This is a genomic window from Nonomuraea purpurea, from assembly GCF_042650645.1.
Lineage (GTDB): Bacteria > Actinomycetota > Actinomycetes > Streptosporangiales > Streptosporangiaceae > Nonomuraea > Nonomuraea purpurea.
Genome location: NZ_JBHSBI010000001.1, coordinates 733,222 through 745,187 on the forward strand (window position 1 = coordinate 733,222; position 11,966 = coordinate 745,187).

Sequence of the window (11,966 nt, forward strand, 5' to 3'; positions counted from 1 at the left end):
ACATGGGCCCGACGAAGGAGGGTTCATGAGCGGCCGGCTCCGCCAGCTCGCCGCCCAGGCCGGAAAGCGGCCGCCCGCGGGGCGCGAGGCCGGTCCCGCCGGGGACCGGAGCGCGGCCCCGGAATCGGCGGCCGGGCAGTGCGAGCTGTGTGCCGAGGCCCTGCCCGCCGCCCACCGGCACCTGCTGGAGCTGCCGGCCCGCGAGCTGCGCTGCGCGTGCCGCGCCTGCCAGGTGCTCTTCGACCACGCCGCGGTGGCCGGCGGCCACTACCGGCTGGTTCCGCAGCGCCGCCGGCGGCTGGCCGGCTTCACCATGGACGCGCCGAGCTGGGCCAGACTGCGCCCTCCTGTGCGCACGACGTTCCTGGTGCACGACTCCGCGACAGGCGAGACCAGCCCGTACTACCCGAGCCCGGCCGGAGCCGTGCGGGCGCCCGGCGACCAGGCCGCCTGGGATCGGCTCCGCCTGGACAACCCGGTGCTCGACGGCCTCCTGCCGGACGTCGAGGCGCTGCTGGCCGACCGCGACCACGGCGCCTGGATCGTCCCGATCGACGACTGCTACGCCCTGGTCGGCGGCGTCCGCGCCCGCTGGCGGGGCCTGACGGGCGGCCAGGACGTCCGCGAGCACATCACCCGCTTCTTCACCGACCTCGCCGACCGGTCGACCACCGTGCCGGCCACCGACAGGAGCCCAGGATGAACAGGAAAGACCCCATCAAGACGGGCCGCCCCGACGTGCGCCCCGACGCCCCATCCCACGTCAAAGGCGTCAACGAGGGCAACGCCACGGGCAACTACTTCAAGCAGGAGGGCCACCTGCCCGACGGCCGCTCCACGGCCAAGCGCTCGACCGGCGTCAACGCCGGCGAGCACGACCCGATCGACCCCGACATGCCCAACCTGTCGCCCGCCTGATCCGCCATGCCACCCACACCGCCGACCGTGCGGATCGAGGTTCGCGGCGTCGAGCCCGCCGAGCCCGCCGCCGCACCCGCACTCCGCTTCGACCTGGACCTGCGCGCGCGGCACGCCGACGCGGACGCGCCCATCCGCGCGCTCACGCTCGCCACGCAGCTCCGCATCGACGCCACCGGGCGCGGCTACGACGAGCAGGCCCGCGAGCGCCTCAAAGAGCTCTTCGGCCCGCCGGAAAGCTGGGACCGCAACCTGTCGAGCCTGCTGTGGACGCAGACGGTCACCCACGTGCCCGCCTTCACCGGCGCCACGCGCACGCCCGTCACCGTCCCGTGCACCTACGACTTCGACGTGGCCGCCACCAAGTACCTGCACGGCCTGCCCGACGGCGAGGTCCCGCTGAGCTTCCTGTTCACCGGCACGGTCTTCTACCAGGACGGCGACCGCCTGCAGGCGGCCTGCCTGCCCTGGGACACCGAGGCCGCCTTCCGCATGCCGGTGACCGTGTGGAAGGAGCTCATGGATCGCCACTTCCCGCGTACCGCCTGGATCAGGCTGGAACGCGACACCTTCGACCGCCTGTACGCACACAAGGTCCGGCACACGCTGCTCGGCTGGGACGACGCGGTGCGGTCACTGCTGCGGACAAGCGGAGGCTGAGCGTCCATGGACCCTGTCAGGCAGATCGCGCAGGCCGTCCTCTACGAGGGCTACCTGCTGTGGCCCTACCGCGAGTCGTCGCTGAAGAACCGGCACCGCTGGACGATCGGCGGCATCCACCCCGAGACCTACGACGCCGGCACGGCGCGGCTGCGGACGCAATGCCTGCTCCAAGCCGGGCCCCGCGACACCGTGGACGTGTGCGTGCGCTTCCTGCACACCGTCGCCCGCCAGGTGGCCCGCTTCGACGACGGCCGGTTGGAGCGGGTCCCCGAACTGGTCATCGACGGCTCCCGCCACCTGCCGGGCGAGGAGGCGCGCGAGCGCGAGCTGGCCCTGGTCGGGCTGGTCGTCGAGGACCTGCTGGAGCGACCCGTCGTCACGGAGATCGACGTGCCCGCCGGCACCGAGCGCAAGCCGCTCACCGGGGCGGACGGGCAGTCGGGGGCGGTGCTGCGAAGCTGGCAGGCGCTGAACGGCCGCGTCGAGACGAGCGCGGTGCGGCTGCGGCCCGACCTGTTCATGGTCACCGCCGAGGTCGTCAACACCACGCCGTGGCCGGGAGGCGCCCGCACCGACGCGCTCCAGCGCACGCTGGTCTCCGCGCACGTCGTGCTGCACGCGCCGGAGGCCGCCTTCGTCTCGCTCACCGACCCGCCGGCGGAGTTCCAGGAGCACGCGGCGCGGTGCCGCAACGTCGGGTGCTGGCCGGTGCTCGCGGGCCCTGACGGCGACCGGCGTACCATGCTCGCCTCGCCGATCATCCTCTACGACCACCCGAGGATCGCGCCCGAGAGCCCCGGCGACCTGTTCGACGCGACCGAGATCGACCAGTTGCTCACGCTCAGCGTTCTCGCGCTCAGCGACCAGGAGCAGCAGGAGATCCGCGACGGCGACCCGCGCGCCCGCGAGATCCTCGACCGCTGCGCGGCCCTGACGCCCGACGAGCTGATGCGGCTGCACGGCATCATGCGAAAGACGCAGCCGTGAACGCGCGCGACGGGTTCTGGGTGCGGATGGCCGAGAACGGCCCCGGCGAGGTGATCGTGGACGGCGTCGCGGTCGGCCCCGGCAGCCGGGTGCGGCTGCGGCCCAGGAGTCAGTCCGACGTCTTCGACCTCGTCCTCGACGGCCGCCTGGCGATCGTGGAGAGCGTCGAGCAGGACGACGAGGGCGCGCTGCACGTCGCGGTCACGCTCGACGACGACCCGGGACGCGACCTGGGCCAGGCCCGGCTGCCCGGCCACCGCTTCTTCTACTCCGCCGAGGAGATCGAGCCGCTCGGAGAGCACGTGGAACGCCCGGTCGCCGACCGGCTCCTGGTCGCCGGCATCGGCAACGTCTTCCTCGGCGACGACGGCTTCGGCGTCGAGGTGGTCCGCCGCCTGGCGGAGCAGCCGGGCATCCCCGGCGTGGACGTCGTCGACTTCGGCATCCGCGGCATGGACCTGGCCTACGCCCTGCAGCACGACTACGCGGCCGTGATCTTCGTGGACGCGGGGCCGCGCGGCCAGTCGCCCGGCACCCTCACCGTGCTCGAACCCGACCTGCCCGGCGACGAAGGGCCTGGGCTGGAGACGCACGGCATGGACCCGGTCCGGGTGCTGGGGCTGGCCAGGCGGCTCGGCCGCATCCCCGAGCGGGTGCGGGTCGTGTGCTGCGAGCCGGCCCGGGTCGAGGAGGCGCTGTTCGAGCTGAGCGAACCGGTGAACGCGATGGTGGACGAGGCAGTGAACCTCGTGAAGTCCCTGGTCATGGACATGATTGCGGAAAATCGTGGCCAGACCGCCCGTGATGAGGTGATGTGAGATGCGAAAGTGCCGCATGGTGAGTCTAATCCTGCTCTGCGGGCTGGCGGCGGTCGTCGCCGCCCAGTGGCCGCAGATCCACCGTTATCTGAAGATGGAACGGATGTAGCGCCGCATGCATGAGATCGGGATGTGCGAGGGCCTCGTCGAGCTGCTGCGGCGGCAGGCGGGCGATCGGCGGGTCACGGCCGCCCGGGTACGCGTCGGAGCCCGTCACGCGGTCGTGGGCGAGGCCTTCGACCAGGCGTTCGCGCTGGCCGCGGCGGGCACCGCCGTCCAGGACGCCGTGGTCGAACTCGTCGTCACGCCGATGACGATCGGCTGCCCGGCCTGCGGCGTCGGTTCCGAGACGCTGGACCCGCTGGCCGTCTGCCCGGGCTGCGGCGACGACGGCGTCCAGCTCAGCGGCGGCGACGAGCTCGTCCTTGAGTCGGTCACCTTCGGCGAGAGGGCGTCCGATGTGTCTCGGCATCCCCGGTGAGCTGGTCGAACTCGCCCAGGACCACGAGGACCTGGCCCTGGTGGAGGTCAGCGGCGTGCGCCGGCGGATCAACGTCGGCCTGCTCGCCGACGAGGAACTCGCGCCCGGGGACTGGGTGCTGGTGCACGTCGGGTTCGCGCTGTCCAAGATCTCCGAACAGGAGGCGCAGGCGGTGCTCGACTACCTCGAAGGGCTCGGGCAGGCGTACACGGACGAACTCGACGCGCTGAGCACGTCGGACATCTCGTGAGGGGGAGCGGTGCGGTTCGTCGATGAGTACCGCGACGCGGGACGGGCGCGGGTGCTGGCCGCGGAGATCGCCGCGCGCTGCCGGCCGGGGCGCAAATACACGTTCATGGAGGTGTGCGGCGGGCACACCCACACGATCTACAAGCACGGCCTGGAGGACCACCTGCCGGCCGAGGTGAACCTCGTGCACGGCCCCGGCTGCCCGGTCTGCGTGATCCCGATGGGCCGGGTGGACGACGCCATCCACATCGCCGGCCAGCCGGGCGTCATCATGACCTCGTTCGGCGACATGATGCGGGTGCCCGGCGGCACCGGCTCCTTCCTGGACGCCAAGGCGGCCGGGGCCGACATCCGGATGGTGTACTCGCCGCTGGACGCCCTCAAGATCGCGCGGGCGAACCCGGACCGGCGGGTCGTGTTCATGGCCATCGGCTTCGAGACCACCGCGCCCTCCACCGCGATGACCGTGCTGCGGGCCGCGGACGAGGGCGTCACGAACTTCTCCGTCTTCTGCAACCACGTCATGATCATCCCGGCGATCAAGGCCATCCTGGACTCGCCCGACCTGCGCCTCGACGGGTTCATCGGACCGGGGCACGTCTCGGCCGTGATCGGCTGCCAGCCGTACGAGTTCATCGCCCACGACTACGGCAAGCCGATGGTCGTCGCCGGATTCGAGCCGCTGGACATCCTCACCTCGGTGCACATGCTGCTCGGCCAGCTCGCCGAGGGCCGCTGCCAGGTCGAGAACCAGTACGCCAGGGTCGTGCCCTGGCACGGCAACCGCGTCGCGCTGTCGGCCATCGGCCGGGTGATGCGGCTGCGGGCGCACTTCGAATGGCGCGGGCTCGGCTTCATCGCCCACTCCGCCCTGGCCATGGCCGACGAGTACGCCGCCTTCGACGCCGAACGGGTCTTCGACCTGCCCGGGGTCCGCGTCGCCGACCCGCGCGCCTGCCAGTGCGGCGAGGTGCTCAAGGGCGTGCTCAAGCCGTGGGAGTGCAAGGTGTTCGGCACCGCCTGCACCCCCGAGACGCCGATCGGCACCTGCATGGTCTCCTCCGAGGGGGCCTGCGCCGCCTACTACAACTTCGGCCGCTTCAGCAGGGAACGCATCCGCGCGGCCGCCCGCGAGCCGCTGCCGGTCGAGATACAGGCGTCGCGGCCGGGGGAGACGAGTCTGGCATGAGCAGGGAACAGCAGGTCCTCGACCGCATCGAACGGCAGCGCCGCCGCAGGCCCGTCGTCAGGGAGGAGCGCATCACGCTCGCCCACGGCGCCGGAGGCCAGGCCACCCACACCCTGATCGAGGCCGTCTTCCTGGAGGCCTTCCGCAACCCGCTGCTCGCCCCGCTGGACGACGGCGCGCTGCTGGACCTCGCGGGCGCCCGCACGGCCTTCACCACCGACTCGTTCGTGGTCTCGCCGCTGTTCTTCCCCGGCGGGGACATCGGCGACCTGGCCGTCAACGGCACCGTGAACGACCTGGCCATGTGCGGCGCCCGGCCCGTCCACCTGTCGGCGGGGTTCATCCTGGAGGAGGGCTTCCCCGTCGCCGACCTGCGGCGCATCACCGCGTCCATGGCCGCCGCCGCGCGGGCCGCCGAGGTCACGATCGTCACCGGCGACACCAAAGTGGTGGAGCGCGGCAAGGCCGACGGCTGCTACGTCACCACGGCCGGGGTCGGCCTCGTCGAGCGGCCGGTCACGCTGTCGGCCGCGGGCGCGCGGCCGGGCGACGCCGTCATCGTGTCGGGCCCGATCGGCGCGCACGGTGCGGCAATCATGCTGGCCCGGGACGACTTCGGCATCGAGGCGCCGATCACCTCCGACACGGCCCCGCTGCACGGCATCGTCGACGCCCTGCTGGAGGCCCTGCCCGAGCACGTCAGAACCCTGCGCGACGCCACCAGGGGCGGCGTGGCCACAGTGCTCAACGAGGTGGCCCGCGCCTCGGAAGCGGCCGTCGTGCTGCACGAGGACGCGATCCCCGTGACGCCGGAGGTCACCGGCGTCTGCGAACTGCTCGGACTCGACCCGCTCTACGTCGCCTGCGAGGGCCGCTTCGTGGCGGTGGTGGACGGCGAGCACGCCGACAAGGCCCTGTCGACGATCCGCTCCCACCCGCTGGGCGCGGACGCCGCGCTCATCGGCACGGTCGCGCCGAGCCCGGCGGGGCTGGTGCTGCTGCGTACCGCGTTCGGCGGCACCCGCGTGGTGGACGTCCTCGTCGGCGACCCACTACCGCGCATCTGCTGACACCAGATCGGCCAGCACGTGGTAGAGCGTCGTCTGCGCCTCCTGGATGCGGTGCACGGACGACGACGGGACGACGTACAGGTGCTCGGCCAGCCCTTCCTGGGCCATCCGCCCGCCTCCGGAACCGGCGAACCCGACCGTCACCATCCCCAGGCTCCTGGCCTGGGCCAGGCCGTGCAGCACGTTCGGCGAGCCGCCGCTGGTCGACAGCGCGCAGGCGATGTCACCCGCGCCGCCCAGCGCGGCGAGCTGGCGGGCGAAGACCACCTCGAACCCCACGTCGTTCCCGAGCGCCGTCACCAACGCGGAGTCGCAGGCCAGCGAGACCGAGGGCAGCCCGCGCGCGGTGAACAGCTCCGCCACCGACCGCGCGTCCGTGCTGCTGCCGCCGTTGCCGAAGGTGAACAGCCGCCCGCCCCCGCGGAACGCCTCCGCCATCGCCTCGGCGCCCGCCACCAGCGCGGGCATCAGCTCGTCGAGCACCCGCCGCCGCAGCTCCAGGCTCTCGCGGGCCTTCTCGGCCGTGGACGCCCGCACATCGAGCGGGTCACGCCGCAGGAACGGATAGAGCGTCACGAGACGCCCCTTCCGACCACGGCGATCGCCTCACCGGCGTGCACCAGGACGGTGTCGCCCACTCGCACGTCCACCAGAGCCACGCTGATCTCCTCCGTCCCCGCGCAGGTCTCCGCCCGCGCCATCGCGCCGGGCAGCAGGGCCGCGACGCGCACCGGCACGGCCACGTCGCCGCACGTCACACACGAACCCTCGCTCATCCGTCCGCCTCCAGGAACACGTGGACCAGCTCCCACAACAGGTGGTACATCGTGACGTGGATCTCCCGCGCGACCAGCGCGTCGTCGCTGGCCGCCGCCAGCACGTGGTCCGCGTGCGGGCACGCCGCGTTCACCGTCAGGGCCACGGTCAGCATGCCGAGCCCGCGGGCGACGGCCAGATCGTCCCCGGCCGGGCGGATCCCCACGGCGATGTCCTCGGGACGTCCCAGCACCGGCAACAACGACGGCTCCCCGCCCAGGCAGAGGGCGGGCAGCGCGGGCTTGCCCACGATCACCGGATGGGTGAACTCCACCGCCACGTGCGCCGCGTCCGAGGCGCCCCCGTCACGGCCGAACGCCAGCAGCCTGCTGCCGCTCCCGAACCGGGCGGCCATGGCCGCCGCGGCCTCGATGACGACGCCGGCGTCGTCCACCAGCGCCCTGCCCGCGCTCTCACGGTCGGTGCGGAAACGTGTCATCCCGTCTGTCACCACATCGCCCATTTCATCGTGTTCCTGCGCGATCGGCCTGGTGTTGCCGGCCACGGGTCCGGCAAAATCCCGGCAAGATTCGCCGGGCGTGCGGTCTTGTCCGCGATCCTCCCCGGCCGAAGTGCAGGCACGTTGTCGTGACCAGCCGGGTGGGTTGGGTCAGTCGTGGGGGCGGAGGCCGGGTTCGGGGGTGGCGGGGAAGTGGCGGAGGTCGGCCGAGATGCGGGCGGCGGTCTCCGTGAGGGCGGGCAGGACGTCGCGGCGCAGGTCGGCAGGGGTGGCGCGGCTGGCGTGCGTGGCGACGTTGACCGCCGCGACCGTCCGCCCGTCCCGGTCGCGGACGGGTACGGCGATCGACCGGACGCCTTCCTCAAGCTCCTGGTCCACCAGGGCGTACCCGTCGGAGGCGGCCCGGCGGACGGCCGCGACCAGGGCGTCGGGAGTGGTGATGGTGCGGCGGGTCAGAGGTTCGAGGGTGAGGGCGGGCAGCCGGTCCTCGGGCCGGCCGGCCAGGAGCACCCGGCCCATCGCGGTCGCGTACGCGGGGAAGTGGGTGCCGACCGTGATGTCGACGGTCATGATGCTCACGGTCGCCACCCGCGCCACGTAGAGGACGTCGTCGCCGGACAGCACCGCGACCGAGGCCGACTGGCGCAGGCGGGCCACCAGGTCGGCCAGGTGCGGCTGGACGACCTCGCCGAGCGTGCGTTCCGACAGGTGGGCGTAGCCGAGCTCCATCACCCGGGGCAGCAGGACGAAGCGGGAGCCGTCCGAGGCCGCGTACCCCACCCGTTCCAGGACCTGCAGCGACCGCCGGACCGTGGCCCGGGGCAGGCCGGTGGCCCGCGCGGCCTCGGCCAGGGTCACACCGCCGCGCTTCGAGCCGAGCGACACCAGCACGGCCAGGCCCCGCGCCAGCGACTGCAGGAACTCCGAGCCGAACTCCCGCTTGGCGACACGCGACCCGTCCACGACGACCTCGGCACCCACGGGGGCGGAGCCGGGAGGCGCGGCCAGGGTGGACTCCATTTCCGCGACCGTCTTCAAGAGCCGGGACATGGCGTGTTCGCGCAGCCCCGCCGCCGTGTGCCGGCTCGTGTGGCTGACCACGCTGACCGCGCAGACCGGCGTCCCGTCGCCGTCCCGTACGGGCACCGCGACCGCGATCAACCCGGGCTCGATGAGCTGGTCGTCTTCGGCCCACGGCGAGCCGGGGTCGAGCAGCGCCAGCCCGGCCGCGCACCGTTGCGCCGGTAGCAGGTCGCCGACTCGGAAGGCGACCGACATCGTCCGCCGCCGGGTGAACTGGCCGACGAAGCGCACCCCGTCACCGTCCCGTACGGCCAGCGACACCGACTCGTCCAGCTCCTCGGCGAGCCTCTCGGCCAGCGGGGAGAGCGCGTCACGCAGGCCGCCCCCGCGCAAATAGGCCGCGCCCAGCTCCAGCAGCCCGGGGGCGAGCTGGACGTCGCGTTCCCACGCCCGCACGTACCCGAGACGGACGAGGGTCGCCAGCACCCGGTCCACCGTGGACCTGGCCAGGCCGGTGGCGTGCACGAGCTCCGTCGCCCGCGTCCGGCGCGCCGGTTCGGACGCCAGCACCCGCAGGACGGCGATCCCGCGTTCGAGGGTCCCGGCCGGTTCCATCGCACCCTCCACTGCCACAAACGGGAACTTTGACAGAAAGCTGCCAGGAACGGATACTCGTCCGCATAATAACGAACAAAAGTTCACTATGCGAACACTCCCCGGTGAATGGAGCGTCGTGCGCAGAGACAAGGTGGTCGCAACCGCCGAGGAGGCGCTGGCCGGCGTACGCGACGGCGCGTCGTTCGCGGTCGGCGGCTTCGGCCTCAGCGGCATCCCGAACGTCCTGATCCAGGCCCTCTACGACACCGGGGTGAGCGGCCTGTCCGTGGTGTCGAACAACTGCGGCGTCGACGGCGGCGGCCTGGGCATCCTGCTGGCCGCAGGGCGCATCGCCCGGGTGACCGCCTCCTACATCGGCGACAACAAGGAGTTCGCCCGGCAGTACCTGGCCGGCGACCTGGAGGTGGAGCTGACGCCGCAGGGCAGCCTGGCCGAGCGGCTGCGCGCGGGCGGAGCGGGCATCCCCGCCTTCTACACGCCCGCCGGGGTCGGCACGCCGGTCGCCGACGGCGGCCTCCCGCTGCGCCACAACCCCGACGGCTCCATCGCCGTCGCCTCGCCGCCCAAGGAGACGCGGGAGTTCGACGGGCGCACGTACGTGCTGGAGCGCAGCATCAGGACGGACTTCGCCCTGGTCCGCGCGGCGAAGGGCGACCGGCACGGCAACCTGGTCTTCGGCAAGGCCGCCCGCAACTTCAACCCCCTGGCGGCCCTGGCCGGACGCGTCACCGTCGCCGAGGTCGAGGAGCTGACCGAGCTGGACCCGGACGAGGTCCACCTGCCGGGGGTGTTCGTCCAGCGGGTGCTCGTCCTGACCCCCGAGCAGGCCGCCGACAAGGCCATCGAGAAGAGGACGACGTCATGAGCTGGACCCGCGACGAGATGGTCGCGCGCGCGGCGGCCGAGTTGCGCGACGGCGACTACGTCAACCTCGGCATCGGCCTGCCCACCCGCATCCCGTCGTTCCTCCCGCCGGAGGTGGACGTGATCCTGCACTCGGAGAACGGCATCCTCGGCGTCGGCCCCTACCCCGCGCCGGACGCGCTCGACCCCGACCTCATCAACGCCGGCAAGGAGACGGTCACGGTGCTCCCCGGCGCGTCGTTCTTCGACTCCTCGCTCTCCTTCGGCATGATCCGCGGCGGCCACATCGACGTGGCGGTGCTGGGCGCGATGCAGGTCTCGGCCTGCGGCGACCTGGCCAACTGGATGGTCCCCGGGAAGCTGGTCAAGGGTATGGGCGGGGCGATGGACCTGGTCCACGGCGCCCGCAAGGTCATCGTGATCACCGACCACACCGCCAAGGACGGCGCTCCGAAGATCGTCAAAGAGTGCTCGCTGCCGCTCACCGGCAGGGCCTGCGTCCACCGGATCATCACCGACCTCGGCGTGCTCGACGTCACCGGCGAGGGGCTGCGGCTGGTCGAGACCGCGCCCGGGGTGAGCGTGGCCGACCTGCGCGCCCGCACCGAAGCCGAGGTTGCGGCATGAAGGCCCGTCTCGACGGAAAGGGACCCGGCATGAAGGCCGTCTACATCGTGGACGCGGTGCGCACCCCGTTCGGCCGCTACGGCGGCGCGCTGTCCGGCATGCGACCCGACGACCTGGCAGCGCACGTCGTCAGGGCGATCGCCGAGCGCAACGACCTGGAGGCCCCCGACGAGGTGATCCTCGGCAACGCCAACGGCGCGGGCGAGGAGAACCGCAACGTCGCCCGCATGGCCGCGCTGCTGGCGGGGCTGCCCGTCACCACGCCGGGCGTGACGGTGAACCGGCTGTGCGGGTCCGGCATGGAGGCCGTCATCCAGGCGTACCGGATGATCGCGCTCGGCGACGCCGCCACCGTGATCGCCGGCGGCGTGGAGTCGATGACCCGCGCGCCGTGGGTGCTCCCCAAACCGGACAGGGCATTCCCGGCGGGCGGCCAGGAGCTGGTCTCCACGACGCTCGGCTGGCGGCTCGTCAACCCGCGCATGCCCGCCGAGCACACCGTCCCGCTCGGTGAAGGAGCCGAGCTGATCGCCGACAGGCACGGGGTCACCCGCGCGGAGCAGGACGCGTTCGCGCTGGCCAGCCACCAGAAGGCGGCCAAGGCGTCCTTCGAGCGCGAGATCGTCCCCATCGACGGCGTGACCAGGGACGAGGGCATCCGCGACGACACCTCGCAGGAGGCGCTGGCCCGGCTCAAACCCGTGTTCAGGAAGGACGGCGGCACGGTCACGGCGGGCAACTCCTCCCCGCTGAACGACGGCGCGGCGGCCCTGCTGCTCACCGACGAGTCCGGGCTGCGCGGCCGCGAACCCCTCGCGCGGATCACCGCGAGCGCCGCGAGCGCCCTCGAACCCCGCTACTTCGGCCTCGGCCCCGTCGAGGCCATCGGCAAGGCCCTGGCCAAGGCGGGCAAGGGCGCCGGCGACCTGGCGACCGTGGAGCTGAACGAGGCGTTCGCCGCCCAGGTGCTCGGCTGCCTGGCCGAGCTGCCCGACCTCGACCCCGCCATCGTCAACCCGGAGGGCGGGGCCATCGCCCTCGGCCATCCGCTCGGCGCGTCGGGAGCCCGCGTCACCGGCGCCGTCGCCCACCGGCTGGCCGCCGCGGGCTCCGGCACCGGCCTGGCCGCCCTCTGCATCGGAGTCGGCCAAGGTCTGGCCGTCGTACTCGAAAGGTAGGCACC

At 72.8% G+C, this 11,966-nt stretch carries 17 protein-coding genes; 13 read left to right on the plus strand and 4 right to left on the minus strand.

Annotated elements, in window-relative coordinates; genetic code table 11:
* The first annotated feature begins 25 nt into the window (after positions 1-25).
* The 10 genes from ACFOY2_RS03365 to hypE are packed head-to-tail and all read left to right on the plus strand — an operon-like array spanning position 26 to position 6,375.
* Positions 26-703, plus strand: coding sequence for a DUF5947 family protein (locus ACFOY2_RS03365; protein WP_379526400.1), 678 nt, complete (start codon positions 26-28; stop codon positions 701-703).
* A complete protein-coding gene (locus ACFOY2_RS03370; RefSeq protein WP_379526401.1) occupies positions 700-918 on the plus strand; it encodes a hypothetical protein in 219 nt (72 codons plus the stop codon). Before ACFOY2_RS03365 ends, ACFOY2_RS03370 begins: the two co-directional genes overlap by 4 nt.
* Positions 919-945: 27 nt before the next feature.
* A complete protein-coding gene (locus ACFOY2_RS03375) occupies positions 946-1,578 on the plus strand; it encodes a DUF6084 family protein (RefSeq protein WP_379526402.1) in 633 nt (210 codons plus the stop codon).
* 6 nt (positions 1,579-1,584) lie between these two features.
* Positions 1,585-2,568 (plus strand): hypothetical protein, encoded by a 984-nt coding sequence (locus tag ACFOY2_RS03380; RefSeq protein ID WP_379526403.1) that lies wholly within the window; start codon positions 1,585-1,587, stop codon positions 2,566-2,568.
* Positions 2,565-3,386, plus strand: a complete 822-nt coding sequence (locus tag ACFOY2_RS03385; RefSeq protein ID WP_379526404.1) for a hydrogenase maturation protease — start codon at positions 2,565-2,567, stop codon at positions 3,384-3,386. Before ACFOY2_RS03380 ends, ACFOY2_RS03385 begins: the two co-directional genes overlap by 4 nt.
* A gap of 16 nt (positions 3,387-3,402) precedes the next feature.
* Complete coding sequence (locus ACFOY2_RS03390) at positions 3,403-3,495, plus strand: DUF6893 family small protein (RefSeq protein WP_379526405.1); 93 nt, start codon at positions 3,403-3,405, stop codon at positions 3,493-3,495.
* Positions 3,496-3,501: 6 nt separating this feature from the next.
* Positions 3,502-3,867, plus strand: coding sequence for a hydrogenase maturation nickel metallochaperone HypA/HybF (locus ACFOY2_RS03395; RefSeq protein ID WP_357815418.1), 366 nt, complete (start codon positions 3,502-3,504; stop codon positions 3,865-3,867).
* A complete protein-coding gene (locus tag ACFOY2_RS03400; protein WP_379526406.1) occupies positions 3,845-4,117 on the plus strand; it encodes a HypC/HybG/HupF family hydrogenase formation chaperone in 273 nt (90 codons plus the stop codon). Before ACFOY2_RS03395 ends, ACFOY2_RS03400 begins: the two co-directional genes overlap by 23 nt.
* Positions 4,118-4,126: 9 nt before the next feature.
* Complete coding sequence (hypD, locus tag ACFOY2_RS03405) at positions 4,127-5,305, plus strand: hydrogenase formation protein HypD (protein WP_379526407.1); 1,179 nt, start codon at positions 4,127-4,129, stop codon at positions 5,303-5,305.
* Positions 5,302-6,375, plus strand: a complete 1,074-nt coding sequence (gene hypE, locus ACFOY2_RS03410) for a hydrogenase expression/formation protein HypE (protein ID WP_379526408.1) — start codon at positions 5,302-5,304, stop codon at positions 6,373-6,375. The genes hypD and hypE overlap by 4 nt, the downstream gene beginning before the upstream one ends.
* Here hypE and ACFOY2_RS03415 read toward each other — a convergent pair.
* From ACFOY2_RS03415 to ACFOY2_RS03430, 4 genes are all read right to left on the minus strand, one after another.
* Complete coding sequence (locus ACFOY2_RS03415; RefSeq protein ID WP_379526409.1) at positions 6,358-6,951, minus strand: D-sedoheptulose-7-phosphate isomerase; 594 nt, start codon at positions 6,949-6,951, stop codon at positions 6,358-6,360. The two genes, hypE and ACFOY2_RS03415, sit on opposite strands and share 18 nt — an antisense overlap.
* Complete coding sequence (locus tag ACFOY2_RS03420) at positions 6,948-7,151, minus strand: HypC/HybG/HupF family hydrogenase formation chaperone (RefSeq protein ID WP_379526410.1); 204 nt, start codon at positions 7,149-7,151, stop codon at positions 6,948-6,950. The genes ACFOY2_RS03415 and ACFOY2_RS03420 overlap by 4 nt, the downstream gene beginning before the upstream one ends.
* On the minus strand, positions 7,148-7,630 hold the full coding sequence (locus ACFOY2_RS03425; protein WP_379526411.1) for a phosphoheptose isomerase: 483 nt from the start codon (positions 7,628-7,630) through the stop codon (positions 7,148-7,150). Before ACFOY2_RS03425 ends, ACFOY2_RS03420 begins: the two co-directional genes overlap by 4 nt.
* A 171-nt stretch (positions 7,631-7,801) precedes the next feature.
* Positions 7,802-9,289, minus strand: a complete 1,488-nt coding sequence (locus ACFOY2_RS03430; RefSeq protein WP_379526412.1) for an IclR family transcriptional regulator domain-containing protein — start codon at positions 9,287-9,289, stop codon at positions 7,802-7,804.
* A 118-nt stretch (positions 9,290-9,407) separates the two neighbouring features.
* Between ACFOY2_RS03430 and ACFOY2_RS03435 the strand changes: the two genes are divergently transcribed.
* Genes ACFOY2_RS03435 through ACFOY2_RS03445 form a run of 3 tightly spaced genes read left to right on the plus strand, consistent with a single transcriptional unit; the run spans position 9,408 to position 11,961 of the window.
* A complete protein-coding gene (locus ACFOY2_RS03435; RefSeq protein ID WP_379526413.1) occupies positions 9,408-10,157 on the plus strand; it encodes a CoA transferase subunit A in 750 nt (249 codons plus the stop codon).
* Positions 10,154-10,783 carry a CoA transferase subunit B gene (locus ACFOY2_RS03440; RefSeq protein WP_379526414.1) on the plus strand — a complete coding sequence of 210 codons (630 nt, stop codon included), beginning with the start codon at positions 10,154-10,156 and terminating at the stop codon, positions 10,781-10,783. Before ACFOY2_RS03435 ends, ACFOY2_RS03440 begins: the two co-directional genes overlap by 4 nt.
* Before the next feature lie 29 nt (positions 10,784-10,812).
* Positions 10,813-11,961, plus strand: coding sequence for a thiolase family protein (locus ACFOY2_RS03445; RefSeq protein ID WP_379526449.1), 1,149 nt, complete (start codon positions 10,813-10,815; stop codon positions 11,959-11,961).
* Positions 11,962-11,966 lie beyond the last annotated feature (5 nt).